The sequence below is a fragment of the Pseudonocardia sp. CA-142604 genome (genome assembly GCF_050948475.1).
Classification (GTDB): domain Bacteria; phylum Actinomycetota; class Actinomycetes; order Mycobacteriales; family Pseudonocardiaceae; genus Pseudonocardia; species Pseudonocardia alaniniphila.
The window spans coordinates 7312792-7328470 of record NZ_CP192045.1; the positions used below are offsets into that span (position 1 = coordinate 7312792).

The window sequence follows — 15679 nt, forward strand, 5'->3', positions numbered from 1 at the left end:
ACCTCTCAGATGCGGCGGGGGCCGCTCTCCCGCCGTGTGGGCGGCGGCCCCAGCACGATCCGCGCCCCGGCGACGAACACGCCCTCGGCCGAGGCGAGCACCGGGTCGAGGGCGAGCGAGCGCACCTGCGGCAGGTCCTCGGCGATCCGGCCGACACGCAGCACCAGCTCCTCCAGTGCGTCCAGCCGGACCGGCTCGGTGCCGCGGTAGCCGGCCAGCAGCGGGGCCGCCCGCGGTGCGCGGACCAGCGCGGCCGCGTCCTGGTCCGACACCGGCACCACCCGGAACGCGCGGTCCCCGAGCAGCTCGGTGGCCATCCCCGAGAGCCCGAACGACAGCAGCGAACCGAACGACGGGTCGTCGACGACCTCCAGGACGCACGAGACCCCCTTCGGCGCCATCCGCTGCACGTAGGCCTCGCCGCTGCCGGTCAGCCGGGCGATGTCCGCGTGAGCGCGGCGCACCCCGCCGCTCGTGCCGACGTCGAGGTGCACCCCGACGAGATCGGTGCGGTGCCGCCAGCGGTCGCCGACCGCCTTCAGCACCACCGGGTAGCCGAGCTCCTCGGCGGCGGCGACGGCGGCATCGGCTCCGGAGACGCGGCGGAAGTCGACGACCGCGATGCCGAAGCAGGCGAGCAGGTCGACCGCCTGCTCGTCGCTGAGCTCAGTGCGTGCTCCCCCACCGAACCGCTCCACCAGCTCCCGGGCCTGCTCCGTGTAGAGCCCCGGCGGGCAGACGAACTGCCCGACGGGCCGCGAGCGCCACCGGGCGTACCGGCTGACCCGGGCGAGCGCGGCCGCCGCCCGCTCCGGGCTCGGGTAGCTGGGCACGGATCCCGGCCCCGGCCCGCCGTCCTCGCGGGGCACGGCCAGCTCGGCCGGCACCCCCTCCGCCGCGAGGAAGACCGCGACCACGGGCTTGTCCGCTCTCGCGACGGCCTCACGCAGTGCCCGTGCGTAGGCCGCGCCCGGGACGGCGATGGGGGGCACGAACACCACGACGAGTGCATCGGCTCCAGCGGCCTCGCCCGACGCCCCGGCGTCGCCGATGGCCCAGGCGACGGCGGCGGCGAGCTCCTCGGGCGGGGCGCTCGCACCGACGTCGACCGGTGGCCCGGCGAGCTCCATTCCCTCGTCGAGCAGCGCGTCGCCGACGAGGAGCCCCAACGCGGTGGAGTTGCCCACCACGGCCACCCGCGGCCCGGCGGGCAACGGCTGGTAGGCCAGCAGGAGCGCGGTGTCGAACAGCTGCGACAGCGTCTCGACGCGGATCACGCCTGCCTGCTCGAACAGGGCCTGGACGCTCGCCTCGTCGATCGGCACCCCGCTCGCCGCGAACGCCGGCACGGCGGCGGAGTGGCGGCCGCTCTTCACCGCCACGATCGGCTTGGTGCGCGCCAGGCGGCGCGCGAGCCGGGCGAACTTGCGCGGGTTGCCGAACGTCTCCAGGTACAGCAGCACCACATCGGTGGCGGGGTCGGTCTGCCAGTACTGCAGCAGGTCGTTGCCCGAGAGGTCCGCGCGGTTCCCCGCGGAGACGAACGTGGACAGGCCGAGCCCCCGCTCCTTGGCGGCGGCGAGGATCGCGATGCCGAGGGCGCCGGACTGGGAGAAGAACCCCACTCGGCCACGACCGGGCAGGTCAGGGGCGAGGGTGGCGTTGAGGCGGATCTCGGAGTCGGTGTTGGCCACCCCGAGCGCATTCGGACCGACCACCCGCATCCCGTGGGCGCGCGCCTCCGCGACCAGCCGCCGCTCCGCGACGAGGCCTCCCTCCCCCGCATCGGCGAACCCCGCGCTCATCAGAACCAGCGCCTTGACGCCTTTGGCCAGGCAGGAGTCCATCACCGTGTCGATCCCCGCGGCGGGCACGGCGACCACGGCGAGGTCGACGGCGTCCGGGATGTCGGTGACCGAGCCGTAGGCACGCACGCCACGGACCGAGCGGGCCTCGGGGTTGACCGGGTAGACCGGCCCGCTGAAGTTGGCCCGCAGCAGGTTGGACAGGGCGGCATGGCCGATCTTGGCGGGGTCGGTGGACGCGCCGATCACCGCCACGGAGGTGGGGTGCAGGAGGTTGTGCACGCTGCGCGCCTCGGCCCGCTGCTCGCGCGAGTCGCGGACGGCGAGTGAGCGCTCGGTGGGATCGATGTCGAACTCGAGGTGGAGCGTGCCCTCGTCGAACGTCCGGCTCACCTGGTAGCCGGCATCCCGGAAGACCCGCACCATCTGGTGGTTCTCGATCAGCACCTCGGCGACGAACCGGCGAAGCCCGTTCTCCCGGGCGGCAGCAGCCAGGTGCTCCAGCAGGATCGAACCGAGACCGCGGCCCTGGTGCGAGTCGCGGACGACGAACGCGACCTCCGCCGAGTCCGAGCCCTCCGTGCCCGCGGTATCACCCGGCCCGCCCTCGCCGGGAAGCCCCTCGTATCGCCCGACAGCGATGATCTCGTCGCCCAGCAGGCAGATGAACGCCACCCGCGTGTGGTGGTCGACGCGGGTGAACCGCTCGAGATCGCGCGGCGGGATCCGCGGATAGTGCCCGAAGAACCGCAGGTAGCGGGTGCGTTCCGACAGGCTCGCGTGGAACCGCACGAGCGCATCGGCGTCGCTGGGCAGGATCGGGCGCAGGTGCACGATGCCGCCGTCGGAGGCCACGACGTCGGCCTCCCAGTGACGGGGATAGCTCGGCTGCGCCTCGGCGCCCGGCGCGGGGTCGACCTCAGTCACGCGGGTCGTCGGGGTCGAGGCCGTGGAGGGGGAAGACCGCTCGCCTGGTTTCGAGCACGGCGGCGTCGACGCGGTCGGAACCTTCGGTCCAGGGCTCGTAACCGATCTCGCGGCCGTCGGTCATCTCGGTGGGCAGCCGCTGCCCGGTGAGCCCCGCGGCGTGGGCCACCCACCCGGCCGGCAGCGGCCGGTGGGGCTCGACGTCGCGATCGAGCACCGTGGAGACGAGGTGTGTCCACGACCGCGGCACCACACGGAACAGCCCATACCCGCCACCCCCGAGAGCCAGCCACTTCCCGCCCGCCGCGTGCTCGGCCAGCTGACGCAGCTCCCGGTAGATGGCCCGGTGGCCGTCGACGGACAGCCCGAGGTTGGCCAAGGGATCCTCGACGTGGGTGTCCACCCCGCACTGGGTGACGAGGATCTGCGGGCGGAACTCGGTGATCAGCGACGGCACGACCGCGTGGAACGCACGCAGCCACGCGCCGTCGGCCGTGCCGGGCGGCAACGGCAGGTTGACCGCGTATCCGGCGCCCTTGCCCTCGCCGTACTCACCCGGCCACCCCGTGCCCGGCCACAGCGTCATCGGGTGCTGGTGCAGGGAGATGGTGAGGACCCTCGGGTCGCTGTAGAACGCGGCCTGCACGCCGTCGCCGTGGTGGACGTCGACGTCGATGTAGGCGATCCGGTCGAATCCGTGGTCGAGCAGCCAGGAGATCGCGACGGCGCAGTCGTTGTAGACACAGAACCCGGACGCGTGGTCGGCCATCGCGTGGTGGAGCCCGCCTGCGATGTTGACGGCGCGGTCGGCCCGGCCCTCGGCGATCTCCCTGGCGGCCAGCAGGGAGCCGCCGCACACCAGCGCGCTGGCCTCGTGCATGTCGAAGAAGACCGGGTTGTCCTCCGTGCCGAGCCCGTGGCCCACTCCGAACGGGTTGTCGGGAGCCGACTTCACCGCCGCGAGGTACGAGGGCACGTGGATCCGTCTGATCTCCTCGTCCGGCGCCTGCTCGGGAACCAGTGGTTCGACGCCTTCCAGAATTCCGAGCCCGGTGGCGAGACGCATTGTCAGGTCGAGACGGACAGGGTCGAGCGGATGCTCGCCGCCGAGGTCATAGCGCAGGAACTCGGGCGTCCACACAACCGCGGCTCGCGGAGTCATGGCGCGACCGTAAGGGATCAGCAGGCCCAGCGCGCCCCAGGGCGCCGCCCTGGTGGCCGCCGGGCGTGCCGAATGGGAGCGTGAGAAGTGGGTGGCAGGCCTGACGAAGCGACCAATGGTGGCAATAGGGTGGCCACCTGGCCGATTCTGCCGGGGTTGGCGGACCTCGACGAGCCACTGCCCAGATAAGATGGGGTATTGACGAAGGGGCTGGGCGCGTGAATGAGCTCATCGACACGACCGAGATGTACCTCCGGACGATCTACGAACTCGAGGAGGAGGGCGTCGTACCCCTGCGCGCGCGGATCGCGGAGCGCCTCGGCCAGAGCGGCCCGACGGTAAGCCAAACCGTCGCCCGGATGGAGCGCGACGGCCTCGTGGTGGTGGCAGGCGACCGGCATCTGGAGCTGACCGACAGCGGTCGGGCCCGGGCCGTGTCGGTGATGCGCAAGCACCGGCTGGCCGAGCGGCTCCTCTCCGACGTGATCGGGCTCGAGTGGGAGCTGGTGCACGCCGAGGCATGCCGGTGGGAGCACGTGATGAGCGACGCCGTGGAGCGCAAGCTCGTGCAGTTGCTCGACAACCCCACCATCTCCCCCTACGGCAACCCGATCCCGGGGCTGGACGAGCTCTCGCAGCGCCACGACGCCGCGACGGTGGCCGTCTCCGCACCGCCCACGCTCGAGGTGGGGCTGCAGCGGCTCGACGAGTTCGCCAGGCGCGGTGGCGGCATGGTGGAGGTGCGGCGGATCGCCGAGCACGTGCAGGTGGACGCCGACCTGATGGCCGAGCTCAAATGCGCGGGCATCGTGCCAGGCGGCGACGTGCAGGTGCGTTCCATCTCCCGCTTCGGCGATGCGGTGCCCGTGGCGGCCGAAGGCGCGGAGGCCACGGTGGCACCGCTCATCGCGCACGCCGTGCTCGTGCGAGCGCGCTGACCCCGCTCCTCCCCCTCGTCCGGTGGGCGGAAGCGGCATGAGACGGTGTGCGCCGCCGACCCGATCCGCATCGCGGTGGCGGTCGGCGTGACGCCCCGGCAGCCGGCCCGTCCCAGGAGGAACCTCGTGAAGCTGCTCGTCACCGGTGGAGCCGGCTACGTCGGCAGTGTCTGTGCCGCGCACCTGGTGGACGCAGGCCACGACGTGACGGTGCTCGACGACCTCTCCACCGGCCACCAGGACGCGGTGCCCGATGGCGCGCATTTCGTGCGGGCCGACCTGGCCGAAGCGGCGGACGACGTGCTGGCCGAAGGCTTCGACGGAGTGCTGCACTTCGCCGCCAAGTCGCTCGTGGGCGAGTCGGTGAAGCAGCCGGAGCTGTACTGGTCGGGCAACGTCGTGACCACGTTCCGGCTGCTCGAGGCCATCCGCCATCACGGAACGCCCCGGCTGGTGTTCTCCTCCACCGCGGCCACCTACGGCGAGCCCGAGCAGGTGCCGATCCGCGAGGACGCCCCCACCCGGCCCACCAACCCCTACGGCTCCAGCAAGCTCGCCATCGACCACGCGATCAGGTCGTACGCGGTCGCGCACGGCCTGGCTGCGGTGAGCCTGCGCTACTTCAATGTGGCCGGCGCGCACGGCCGCTTCGGCGAGCGGCACACGGTGGAGACGCACCTCATCCCGCTCGTGCTGCAGGTGGCGTCCGGTACGCGCGACATGGTGCAGGTGTTCGGGGACGACTGGCCCACGCCCGACGGCACGTGCGTGCGCGACTACATCCACGTCGACGACCTGGCCGCGGCTCATCTGCTGGCGTTGGAGTACGCCCGGCCGGGCGTGCACTCCATCTACAACCTGGGTAGTGGAACGGGCTTCTCCGTGCGCGAGGTGATCGATGCCTGCCGGACCGTGACCGGCCATCCGATCCCCACCACCGTGGCACCGCGACGGGACGGCGACCCTGCGGTGCTCATCGCCTCCAGCGAGGCCGCGATGACCGATCTCGGCTGGCGCCCGCAGTTCACGGACATCACCAGGATCGTGGGCGACGCCTGGCGCTTCACCCAGAGCAGGCAGCCCGTCTGAGCCGCGCGGTGGCGTGATCACGAGCGGCCCCTTCGCAGCAGCCGCTCGCGACGGGCGGCGCCACCGACGTGCCCCTCGCAGTCGCGCAGCAACTCCCTGATCTGCTCGGGACGCATTCCGAGCAGACCCGAGCGCACGATCGCGGCCAGCCGATGACCGGGCCATGCGTGTTCGGCCCGGTCGAGCGCGATGTTGGCGAGCGCCCCGTCGCCGCGCATCAGGGCCGACACGGCCAGCAGCACGGCGGGTTCGGCGGCCTCGGGATCAGGGGTCTCGCGGACCAGCGCCGTCCAGAGTTGTTCTGCTGCCACCGCTGCCGGCCCGATGCACTGCAGCAGGGCTGCATCACGGATGGCCGGGACAGCGAGCGCCCCGGCGAGCGCGACGACCCTGGCGTCGTCGAGCACCAGCCGATCGGCTGCAGCGTCGGCGACGGCGGCATCGACGACCGCGGCGTCGACGACGGCACCGGGATCGGCCCGGGCCAGCGCTTCGTCCGTGGCCTGGATCAGCAACGCCTCCCGCCTCCGGATCCGCTCCGGGTCGGCCGGCGCGACCAGTGCCTCGAGCTCGCGCCGATCGGCCCACACGACCTGGCCCGCGGTAACTGCAGCCGCTGCGAACGTGGTGGTGGAGAAGTCGGGCACGACGCCGGTGCACTCGCAGGTGCCGTAGTAGGACCAGCGGGCACCTTCGCTCGTGCTCTCCGCCCACAGCACGGTGTGGGCACGCACCTGGTGCCGTTCCAATGCCTGGATCACATGCCCGACCAGCTCCATGTGCGGAGAAGCGGCGGCGGCGACCACGACGACCGCGGCTCCGGTGGGGGTGTCGAGGAGCAGGTGCTCGGCGGCGCAGGTGGCATGGTCGCGCACATGTTCGGGCGGGGGGAGGTCGACCCGCAACGTGAGCCCCAGCCTGCGGCCGGACCCGCCGCCGGTGGCCACGAGCACGAGGGACTCGCGGGGATGGAAGCCGAGCAGCACCGGTACGGCCGCCACCAGCTCACCTGGCTCGCGGACCCGGACCGCCGGACCGGACGGCGATCGCCAGGGCGAGGCGGAGCGGGGGATGTCGGAAGTTGCCATGCGTCGAGCATCGGGGACGCCGCAGCCGTCCGGGCGCCGTTGACCGCGCACCTGTGGACCACCGCGTCCGCGAGCGCCCGAGATCGGCTCCCGAAGCCGCCTTGTGGACGACGACGCCGGATTGTCGTCGTCGACTGTTAACCTCCCGCGCTTGCCGCGGGGTGCCTCCGCCCGCGACGCTGGCCAGCGTGGCTGGGCCGCCACCGGCGCTGATCAGGTGGGCGCCTGCCGAGCGAAGTGAGGGGGAGGACGTTCCCGTGTACGACTACGACCTGCTGGTGATCGGCTCAGGACCCGGCGGTCAGAAGGCGGCGATCGCGGCCGCGAAGCTCGGCAAGCGGGTGTGCGTCGCGGAACGGCGCAACATGATGGGCGGTGTCTGTGTGAACACGGGCACGATCCCGTCGAAGACTCTGCGGGAGGCCGTGCTCTACCTCACCGGGTTCGCCCAGCGGGACATGTACGGCGCCAGCTACCGGGTCAAGGCCGAGATCACGATCGGCGACCTGCTTGCCCGCACCACCCACGTCGTCGGGCGCGAGGTCGAGGTGGTGCGCAACCAGTTGCTGCGCAACCACATCGACATCCTGGGCGGCACCGCCCGCTTCGAGGACCCGCACACCGTCGTCGTCGAGGGCGAGGGGCGCGGCGACCACAACACCGTCACCGCGGAGAACATCATCATCGCCACCGGCACGAAGCCGGCCCGGCCGCCTGCGGTGGAGTTCGACGAGGAGCACGTGATCGACTCCGACGCCATCCTGACGCTGCAGCGCGTGCCCGGCTCTCTGGTGGTCGTCGGTGCCGGGGTGATCGGCATCGAGTACGCATCGATGTTCGCTGCGCTCGGCACGCGCGTCACCGTCGTGGAGAAGCGTCCCTCGATGCTCGACTTCTGCGATCCCGAGGTCGTCGAGTCGCTCAAGTTCCACCTGCGCGACCAGGCCGTCACGTTCCGGTTCGGTGAGGAGGTAGAGAAGGTCGAGATCACCCCGAAGGGCACGGTCACGAGCCTCGCGAGCGGCAAGCGGATCGCCGCGGACATGGTGATGTACTCGGCAGGCCGCCAGGGCGTCACCGACGAGCTCGCCCTGGAGAAGGCGGGCCTGGCCGCCGACAAGCGCGGGCGGATCACGGTGGACGGGCAGTACCGCACCGCGGTGCCCCACATCTTCGCCGTGGGCGACGTCATCGGTTTCCCCGCGCTCGCGGCCACGAGCATGGACCAGGGACGCCTCGCCGCCAACCACGCCTTCGGAGAGCCGGTGCGGGAGCTGCAGCAGCTGCAGCCCATCGGCATCTACACGGTTCCCGAGATCTCCTACTGCGGGAAGACCGAGGCGGAGCTGACGGCGTCGGCAGTGCCGTACGAGGTGGGGATGTCGCGCTACCGCGAGCTCGCACGCGGGGCGATCGTCGGTGACTCCTACGGGATGCTCAAGCTCCTGGTGTCCACCGAGGACCACAAGCTGCTCGGCGTGCACGTGTTCGGCACCAACGCCACCGACCTCGTACACATCGGCCAGGCCATCATGGGTTGCGGCGGCACCGTCGACTACCTCGTCGACACGGTGCTGAACTACCCGACGCTGTCCGAGGCGTACAAGGTGGCGGCGCTGGACGTCACGAACAAGATGCGTGCGCTCAGCGTGTTCGGGATCGAGGACCAGTAGCCGCTGGTTGTGGGTGGTCCGCGAGCGCGATGCAGTAGCGGGTCAACACTCGGTGCACCGTCGAGGGTGGGATGCGCGGGAGGAACCCGATCCGGGCCGGTTTCCAGCGGTCGGGGCAGCCGCTCTCGGTCAGGGCACTGTCGGCATCTGGAAGAATTTCGATGGTCGTTGTCCCCTGTGGCGCCGCCTGTTCGTCTCGATGTCGAGATGATCCCAAGGAGGCATGGATGAAGTACGCACTGCTCATCTTCCCGAAGCCTGGTAGCCACGAAGCGCTCGGACCCGACGAGTACGGACCCGTGAACGCGGAGTACTTGGCGCTGCGCGAGGACCCGCGCTGCCTCGGAGGTGCCCATCTGCAATCAGCCGAGACGGCGACCACGGTTCGTTACAGCCCTGGCGAGGCCTTGATCACCGACGGCCCCTTCGCCGACACCAAGGAGGTGCTCGGCGGCTACTTCGTGCTCGACGCCTCCAACCTCGACGAGGCGTTGGAGTTCGTCCAGCGGATTCCGGCGGTACGGCTGGGCGGTGCGGTCGAGATCCGGCCGTTGGTGGAGATCCCGATGGAGGATGACTTCTGATCGAGGAGGTTTTCCGGCGCGAGTGGGGCCGCGTCCTGGCGTCCCTTGTCGGCTTCCTCGGTGACATCGATCTCGCCGAGGAAGCCGCGCAGGAGGCCTTTGCGATCGCGGCCGAGCGGTGGCCCCGTGACGGTATGCCACAGCACCCCGTGGCCTGGTTGGTGGCCACCGGGCGCAACCGCGCCATAGACCGCGTGCGACGCGAGCGGACGCTCGAGAACAAGCGCCGGCTGCTCCACAACGATCGGTTGACCGCGAGCATGGACGAGATCGACTTCGACGACAGCACGATCCAGGATGAGCGCCTGGAGCTGATCTTCACCTGTTGCCATCCGGCGCTGGCGGTCGAGGCGCAGGTGGCGCTGACGCTGCGGGCCCTGGGAGGCCTCACCACCGAGGAGATCGCGCGCGCCTTCCTCGTGTCGGAGGAGACGATGAAGCGTCGGCTCTCACGGGCCAAGGTCAAGATCAAGGCAACGGGGATCCCGTTTTCGGTGCCGGCTGACAATGTGCTGCCGGACCGCTTGTCAGCTGTGCTGGCGGTGATCTACCTGATCTTCAATGAGGGCTACACCGATCGCGGCGATCTTGCTGCCGAGGCGATCCGGCTGGGGCGACTGCTGGCTGAGCTGATGGCCGACGAAGCGGATGTGTACGGGCTGCTGGCTCTGATGCTGCTCCACGACTCACGCCGTGAGGCGCGTGTGGTGGGGGGTGAGCTGATCCCGTTGGCCGAGCAGGACCGTTCGCTGCACGACCAGGCGAAGGTCGAGGCCGGCCGATCGGCGCTCGATCGGGCGCTGGCGTTGCGATCGGCGGCCGGGCCGTACGTGCTCCAGGCGGCGATCGCGTCGCTGCAGGCCGAGGAGGACATCGACTGGGACGAGGTCACGCTGCTCTACGAACGCCTCGAACGTCTCACCGGCTCGCCGGTCGTTGCCCTCAACCGGGCGGTGGCTCTCGCCGAGGCGGGCGCGCCGGAACGAGCGCTCGAGCTCGTCGACGCACTCGACCTCGGCGAGTACCGCTACCACCATTCGACCCGAGCCGAGCTGCTGCGCCGTCTGGGCCGCGACGAGGAAGCCCGGGAGGCTTTCGAACGCGCCCTGCGGATGGCCGCCACCGACCTGGAGCGTCGGTTCCTCGTCCGCCGGCTGTCGGAGCTGTGACCGAGCGTGTGACGGACCGCTAGTAGCGGATGCCGTGCTGGTCGAGCCACGGGCGCGGGTTGATCTTCTTGCCGGCCGGGGTGATGACCTCGATGTGCAGGTGCGGCCCGGTCGACTCGCCGCGGTTGCCGACCTCGGCGATCTGTTGGCCGGCCGCGACCTTCTGACCCACCTTCACGAGCGAGCGGTTGATGTGCCCGTAGACGGTGATCGTGCCGTCGGCGTGCCGGACCCGCACCCAGAGCCCGAAGCCGGTGGCGGGCCCTGAACTGATCACGGTGCCTGCGATCGGGACGCGGATGGGAGTGCCGATGGGGGCGGCGATGTCCAGGCCCTGGTGTGTCGTGCCGGCGCGGAGCCCGAAGCCGGACGTGACCCGTCCGGTGACCATCTGGATCGCGCGGCCGACGTCCGCCACGGAAGCCGCCTTCTTGGCCTGCTCGGCGCGGGCGGCCTCCGCCTTGGCCTGCTCGGCCTTGGCCGCGGCCTGATCGGCGGTGCGAGCGGCTGCGTCGGTGACGGAGCGCTGTAAGTCGGCCACCTTGACGAGCGAGGCCGCATCGGCGATGACGGGTGCGGGATCGACCCCCGCGACAGCGGCCGCGGGAGGAGGATCAGCCACCAGTGGAGCGGCGTCCGCTGCCACACGGAAATCCATGTCGGGGCCGACGAGGCCGTTGATGCCGAGGCTCAGTGCGCTCGCGCCGTCGGCGACCGCGGGGAGCGCGGTGGCGAGCACGTGCTGGCCTGTTGCGGCGACTGCGCCGCCTGCCACGACTGTTGCAGCGAGACGAATCGAGAGTGAGGGGGTGAGTTGCCGGGCTGGGGTCGACCGGTGTGCGCCACCGACCCCCGCTGTCGCCATGCCGAGCGACAGCGGGGGCCCAAGGTGTGCGCGCCGGCCCGAGGGGGAGCGGTGCCGTGCCACAACCATTCCTTCCGGATCTGAGCGACCCGGCCGGACGTCCCGCTCGGGGGTGCGGGGCGAACCGCTCGGGGTTGCGGTCCGTGTCCGGTCTGTGACCAGGTCGTGATCGATCCGGGGGAAACGTTAAACGCCGATGACCCGCCTTTGACCCACGCGGCACCGGAACTGAGGTCGCTGAGCAGCACCGGGCGACGAGTGGCGGAATAGGCATGTCGGCCGCGACACGCCGTTCGAAGGGCTCCGTTCGGCGCAGAATCGACCCCAGTCCTCCGCCGATCGGCGCTCCGTCGTAACCACAGAGCGGCCACGGCGTGAGCGGTACCAGCGAACGGAGCAGTCGGGGTTGCCGGTCGCCGCAGGATCAACACCGCACACGGTCCGCGTCGTGATCGAGAGCACGGGAGTCTCCGAGCGTCAAGGGTCGGCAAAGCTTTCAGAGTGTTGGTCATCTTCGAATAAAGAGCGCTTCACGATGCGTATCAGGACAGGCCACGCAAAGCGCCTGTCCGGGTACGGTTCGACCAGCCCGGTGCGCGCGAGGGGAGCACGTTGTTCCGCAGGTCCGACCCCAGGGACGAGCCCGCCGACGAACGCGCGGTGGCCGCGCGCAACGCCGCGACACAAGCCTTCCTCGCGCTCGACGACGAGCAGCGCACCGTCGCCGAGGCGGTGCGGGCCGCCGAGGAGCTCGAGATCGCGCCGGGACTCGCGGAGGCCTGGCGCGAGGTGGCGGCGATGGGGGACGCAGCCACGGAGGCCTACCTGTCGGCGACCGCCGACCGGCCGACGACCGGTACTCATGCGGCCACGGTCGCCCGCGCAGCCGACGAGCGGGCGCTGCGGGAGATCGAACGGGCCCGCGAGACGATCCGCCGGTTTCGCGACTCGCACTCGCGTCCGCTCGACGAGGCGGAGTACGCGCGCAGCAGCGTGCCCCGCACGATCCAGCAGGCACGCACGGCGCTGATCGAGGCACGCACCGCCGTGGCGGGGGCAGAGGCGGCCGGCGCCCGATCCCGCCGTGCGGCGGAGCGGCTCACCGAGGCCGAGCGGGCCGCCGGACGGCTCGAGGCCCCCGGCGCCCGCCTGCGCGAACGCCTGCAGGCCGCCGAGCACACCCTCGAGCTGGCGCGGTCGGCGGTGACGCTCGCAGCCGAGGCCCCTGGCACCGCCGAGGCCGTCCGCACCGCGCTCCGCAGCATCGCCACCCGCCGGTCGGCCGCGGCCACCAAGACCGACCGCATCCAGCCCGCGCTGTCGGCCCTGCGCCGGGAGTTCTCCGATCCCTGCTCCCGCGACCTCACCGGAGCCGAGGAGCTCGCCCACGAGGCCATCGCCGAAGCCGACCGGGCGATCACGCAGACCCGGCGACTGGCCGGGGATGGTGACTGGGACGAGGCCGCGGACCAGATCGCGGCGGCCCGTTCGGCGCTGGGACGTGCCGAGGAGCACCACGACCTCGTCACAGACCGGCTCTCCCTGCTGCGCGACGTCCGGGCCGATCCCGGGCAGCAGGCCGCCGACGCCCGGTTCGTCGTTCGCGACGCCCAGCGGCTCGTGGTGGACCGCGGGCTCGTCGCCGAGTTCGGCCCCGTCCTCGACGCGCAGTCGGTACGGCTCGCGAACGCCCAGGAGCGGCTCACCGGCGCGCACCCCGACTACTGGCTCTACCTGACGGAGCTGCGCGGCGTCCGTGATCGGGTCAAGGAGGTGGTCGCCCGGGCGCGGAGCACTCCGCCACGGCGCTGACGGGCCCGTGCCGACCCCCGAGACCGGCACGGCCCGCCGGCACCTGCTACTCGTCCCGATGCTCAGCCGACGCGCCGCACGCGAGTCGCGCCTTCTCCGCGGGCACCGGCCCGGAACCGGTGTAGATCATCTTGATCTTCTTCCCGGGTGGGGCGACATGGTCTCCATCGGGGGGCGAACCACGGTGGAAGCGGACCTTGTCGGTCCGCTCCCCCGCCCGCACCTCCTTCAGCTTCGCCCGCTCCTCGTCCGTGAGCGGGCGGACCGTGGCCTTGCCGTCCTCGCACGTGACGACGACTGCTTCCCCCGACGGCTCACCCGGGTCGGGTGTGCTCGCACTGGCAGCCCCGGTCAGGACGGTCATCAGGCCCGCAGCCGCCAGCACGGAACCGGCGATCGTACGGATGCGCATGGGTGCTCTCCTCTCGGTCGATCGAACGCGCACAGGCTCGCGCCGGTCTGCTGAAACCGGACTGAACATCGCTGAACACGTCTTCAGGTTGACCTCAGGCGCCCTGGCCAGACTGACCGGCGTGCGCCTGCTGCTGGTTGAGGACGAGAAGCGACTGACCGACGTGCTCGCGGGCGGTCTCGCCGAAGAAGGCTTCGCCGTCGACGTCGCCCACGACGGCCCCGACGGGCTCTGGATGGCGGGCGAGAACGAGTACGACGTGATCGTGCTCGACGTCATGCTGCCCCGGATGAACGGCTACACCGTGTGCGGCAAGCTCCGCGCCGCCGACGTCTGGACGCCGATCCTCATGCTCACCGCGAAGGACGGCGTGCACGACGAGGCCGAGGCGCTCGACACCGGCGCGGACGACTATCTGTCGAAGCCGTTCTCCTACGTCGTGCTGCTGGCCCGGCTGCGCGCGCTGGTGCGCCGCGGCGGCCCCGTCCGGCCGGTGTCGATCACGGTGGGTGATCTGACGCTCGATCCGGCAGGGCTGCGCTGCCGGCGGGGACGCGTCGAGATCGCGCTGACCCCGAAGGAGTTCGCCGTGCTGCACACCCTCGCCCGGAGAGCGGGCGAGGTGGTCTCCAAGCGAGAGTTGCTCGCGCAGGCCTGGGACTTCGCGTTCGACGGCGACCCGAACATCGTCGAGGTGTACATCAGCGCCCTCCGTCGCAAGATCGACAGGCCGTTCGAGCGCACCTCGCTCGTCACGGTCCGAGGCGCCGGATACCGGCTCGAGGCGTCCGAGTGAGCGGCCGGTTCACGTCACGGCTGTCCGTGCGCCTGCGGGCGACGCTCGCGGCCACCGCCATCGTCGCCGTCGCCCTCGGCGTCGCGTCGGTGGCGCTGGTGAGCGTGCTCCGCGGAAGCTTGCAGGACAGCGCGGCCGCGGAGGCCGCCCGGCGCGCCGCGATCACGGCCGAGCGGTTGGCCGACGGCAGCGGGGCGGCCAGAGCAGGCTCGCCCGGCACTGCCGCCGACCCCGATGTCGTGATCATCGGCGAGCCTCCGACGCGCAACGTGCTGGTGGTGCCCAAGCAATGGACCCCGTCGGCGACCTACACCGTGGTGAGCAAGCCGGTGGACACTGCGCAGGGGAAGGTTCTCGTACAGGCGAGAGCGTCCCTGCAGCCCGTCGCCACCGCGCTGTCCACCCTCTGGAGCGTGCTGCTGCCCGGCATCCCCGCCCTGCTCCTGCTGGTCGCGGGTCTCACCTGGCTCGCGGTCGGACGGGCCCTCGCGCCCGTCTCGGCGATCCGTCAGGAGCTCGCGGACATCACCGCGAGCGATCTGCACCGACGGGTCCCGGTGCCCCCGGCCCGTGACGAGATCGCCCGCCTCGCCGCGACGACGAACCGGACGCTGGATCGGCTCGAGCACGCCGTGGGCCGCCATCGGCAGTTCGTGGCCGACGCCGCCCACGAGTTGCGGAGTCCGCTCGCCGTGCTCCGCGCCCGTCTGGAGATCGCGCCACCCCAGGCGCTCACCGCCGAAGCGCTCACGGACGTCGACCGGATCCAGCGCCTCACCACCGATCTGCTCTTGCTTGCCCGCCTCGACGCCGACGAGCCTGCGGAGCACGAGGAGGTGGACCTCGGCCAGGTCGCCGCCGAAGAGGCCTCCCGCGCCCGCTCGCGGACCGAGGTCGGGGTCTCGCTGGACATCAGCAGCGAGATCGTGGTCAACGGGTCCTGTGAGCAACTGCGCCGCGTGGTCGCCAACCTCGTGGACAACGCCGTGCGGCACGCCCGGACCGCCGTGGTCGTCCGCCTGGTGCGCTGCGGCGGCGACGCGGTGCTCGAGGTCGACGACGACGGACCAGGCATCCCTCCCGAGCACCGTGAGGCGGTGTTCGACCGCTTCACCCGGCTCGACGAGGCCAGGGCCCGGGACGCGGGAGGGTCCGGGCTCGGGCTCGCCATCGCCCGCGACATCGCCGTCCGCCACGGCGGCACCATCGCCGTCGTCGACGGCCCGGCGGGAGCATCCCTGCGCGCCCGCATCCCCCTGCGGAGAGGTGTGCCGGTGCCCTGACGCACTCACTCGCCTGCGTTGGAGGGGCGGCGGATGTCGTGTGGACGCCGAGATCCGTTCTTCCTAACGTCGACGC

The 15679-nt window shown here is 71.6% G+C and carries 13 protein-coding genes; 8 read left to right on the forward strand and 5 right to left on the reverse strand.

The genetic code is table 11. The features are described from left to right. Positions 1 to 5: 5 nt before the first annotated feature. Positions 6 to 2732 carry a GNAT family N-acetyltransferase gene (locus tag ACQPZQ_RS33145; protein WP_433287386.1) on the reverse strand — a complete coding sequence of 909 codons (2727 nt, stop codon included), beginning with the start codon at positions 2730 to 2732 and terminating at the stop codon, positions 6 to 8. Continuing rightward, positions 2725 to 3894 (reverse strand): acetoin utilization protein AcuC, encoded by a 1170-nt coding sequence (locus tag ACQPZQ_RS33150; protein ID WP_433287388.1) that lies wholly within the window; start codon positions 3892 to 3894, stop codon positions 2725 to 2727. Before ACQPZQ_RS33150 ends, ACQPZQ_RS33145 begins: the two co-directional genes overlap by 8 nt. Before the next feature lie 218 nt (positions 3895 to 4112). Between ACQPZQ_RS33150 and ACQPZQ_RS33155 the strand changes: the two genes are divergently transcribed. Further along, positions 4113 to 4832, forward strand: a complete 720-nt coding sequence (locus tag ACQPZQ_RS33155; protein WP_433287390.1) for an iron dependent repressor, metal binding and dimerization domain protein — start codon at positions 4113 to 4115, stop codon at positions 4830 to 4832. A gap of 126 nt (positions 4833 to 4958) precedes the next feature. Continuing rightward, complete coding sequence (galE, locus tag ACQPZQ_RS33160; protein ID WP_433287392.1) at positions 4959 to 5921, forward strand: UDP-glucose 4-epimerase GalE; 963 nt, start codon at positions 4959 to 4961, stop codon at positions 5919 to 5921. 17 nt (positions 5922 to 5938) lie between these two features. Here galE and ACQPZQ_RS33165 read toward each other — a convergent pair whose 3' ends face one another. Further along, positions 5939 to 7009: a DUF4192 domain-containing protein gene (locus ACQPZQ_RS33165; RefSeq protein WP_433287394.1), complete on the reverse strand. Its 1071-nt coding sequence runs from the start codon at positions 7007 to 7009 to the stop codon at positions 5939 to 5941. Positions 7010 to 7266: 257 nt separating this feature from the next. Here ACQPZQ_RS33165 and sthA point away from each other — a divergent pair, with 257 nt between their 5' ends. From sthA to ACQPZQ_RS33180, 3 genes are all read left to right on the forward strand, one after another. Then, entirely contained in the window at positions 7267 to 8682 is a 1416-nt protein-coding gene (gene sthA / locus ACQPZQ_RS33170; RefSeq protein WP_433287396.1) for a Si-specific NAD(P)(+) transhydrogenase, read from the forward strand. A gap of 227 nt (positions 8683 to 8909) precedes the next feature. Continuing rightward, positions 8910 to 9266: a YciI family protein gene (locus tag ACQPZQ_RS33175; RefSeq protein WP_433287398.1), complete on the forward strand. Its 357-nt coding sequence runs from the start codon at positions 8910 to 8912 to the stop codon at positions 9264 to 9266. Positions 9267 to 9301: 35 nt separating this feature from the next. Then, entirely contained in the window at positions 9302 to 10435 is a 1134-nt protein-coding gene (locus tag ACQPZQ_RS33180) for an RNA polymerase sigma factor (protein WP_433299481.1), read from the forward strand. Positions 10436 to 10454: 19 nt separating this feature from the next. On the opposite strand, the gene ACQPZQ_RS33185 is transcribed toward ACQPZQ_RS33180, so the two are convergent. Continuing rightward, positions 10455 to 11210 carry a M23 family metallopeptidase gene (locus ACQPZQ_RS33185; protein ID WP_433287400.1) on the reverse strand — a complete coding sequence of 252 codons (756 nt, stop codon included), beginning with the start codon at positions 11208 to 11210 and terminating at the stop codon, positions 10455 to 10457. Between the two features lie 702 nt (positions 11211 to 11912). Here ACQPZQ_RS33185 and ACQPZQ_RS33190 point away from each other — a divergent pair. Continuing rightward, positions 11913 to 13112 carry a hypothetical protein gene (locus ACQPZQ_RS33190; RefSeq protein WP_433287402.1) on the forward strand — a complete coding sequence of 400 codons (1200 nt, stop codon included), beginning with the start codon at positions 11913 to 11915 and terminating at the stop codon, positions 13110 to 13112. Positions 13113 to 13158: 46 nt separating this feature from the next. Here the strand turns inward: ACQPZQ_RS33190 and ACQPZQ_RS33195 are convergent, their stop codons facing one another. Further along, a complete protein-coding gene (locus tag ACQPZQ_RS33195) occupies positions 13159 to 13524 on the reverse strand; it encodes a hypothetical protein (protein WP_433287404.1) in 366 nt (121 codons plus the stop codon). Between the two features lie 121 nt (positions 13525 to 13645). Here ACQPZQ_RS33195 and ACQPZQ_RS33200 point away from each other — a divergent pair, with 121 nt between their 5' ends. Together ACQPZQ_RS33200 and ACQPZQ_RS33205 are read left to right on the forward strand one after the other, a co-directional pair. Next, positions 13646 to 14320 (forward strand): response regulator transcription factor, encoded by a 675-nt coding sequence (locus ACQPZQ_RS33200; RefSeq protein WP_433287406.1) that lies wholly within the window; start codon positions 13646 to 13648, stop codon positions 14318 to 14320. Beyond that, positions 14317 to 15603, forward strand: coding sequence for a sensor histidine kinase (locus tag ACQPZQ_RS33205; RefSeq protein ID WP_433287408.1), 1287 nt, complete (start codon positions 14317 to 14319; stop codon positions 15601 to 15603). Before ACQPZQ_RS33200 ends, ACQPZQ_RS33205 begins: the two co-directional genes overlap by 4 nt. Positions 15604 to 15679 lie beyond the last annotated feature (76 nt).

What these genes read in the sequence shown, in the direction of transcription:
- ACQPZQ_RS33150 (WP_433287388.1), bottom strand. Translation starts at nt 3,894, where the DNA reads ATGACTCCGCGAGCCGCGGTTGTGTGGACGCCCGAGTTCCTGCGCTAT.
- ACQPZQ_RS33165 (WP_433287394.1), bottom strand. Translation starts at nt 7,009, where the DNA reads ATGGCAACTTCCGACATCCCCCGCTCCGCCTCGCCCTGGCGATCGCCG.
- ACQPZQ_RS33175 (WP_433287398.1), top strand. Translation starts at nt 8,910, where the DNA reads ATGAAGTACGCACTGCTCATCTTCCCGAAGCCTGGTAGCCACGAAGCG.
- ACQPZQ_RS33195 (WP_433287404.1), bottom strand. Translation starts at nt 13,524, where the DNA reads ATGCGCATCCGTACGATCGCCGGTTCCGTGCTGGCGGCTGCGGGCCTG.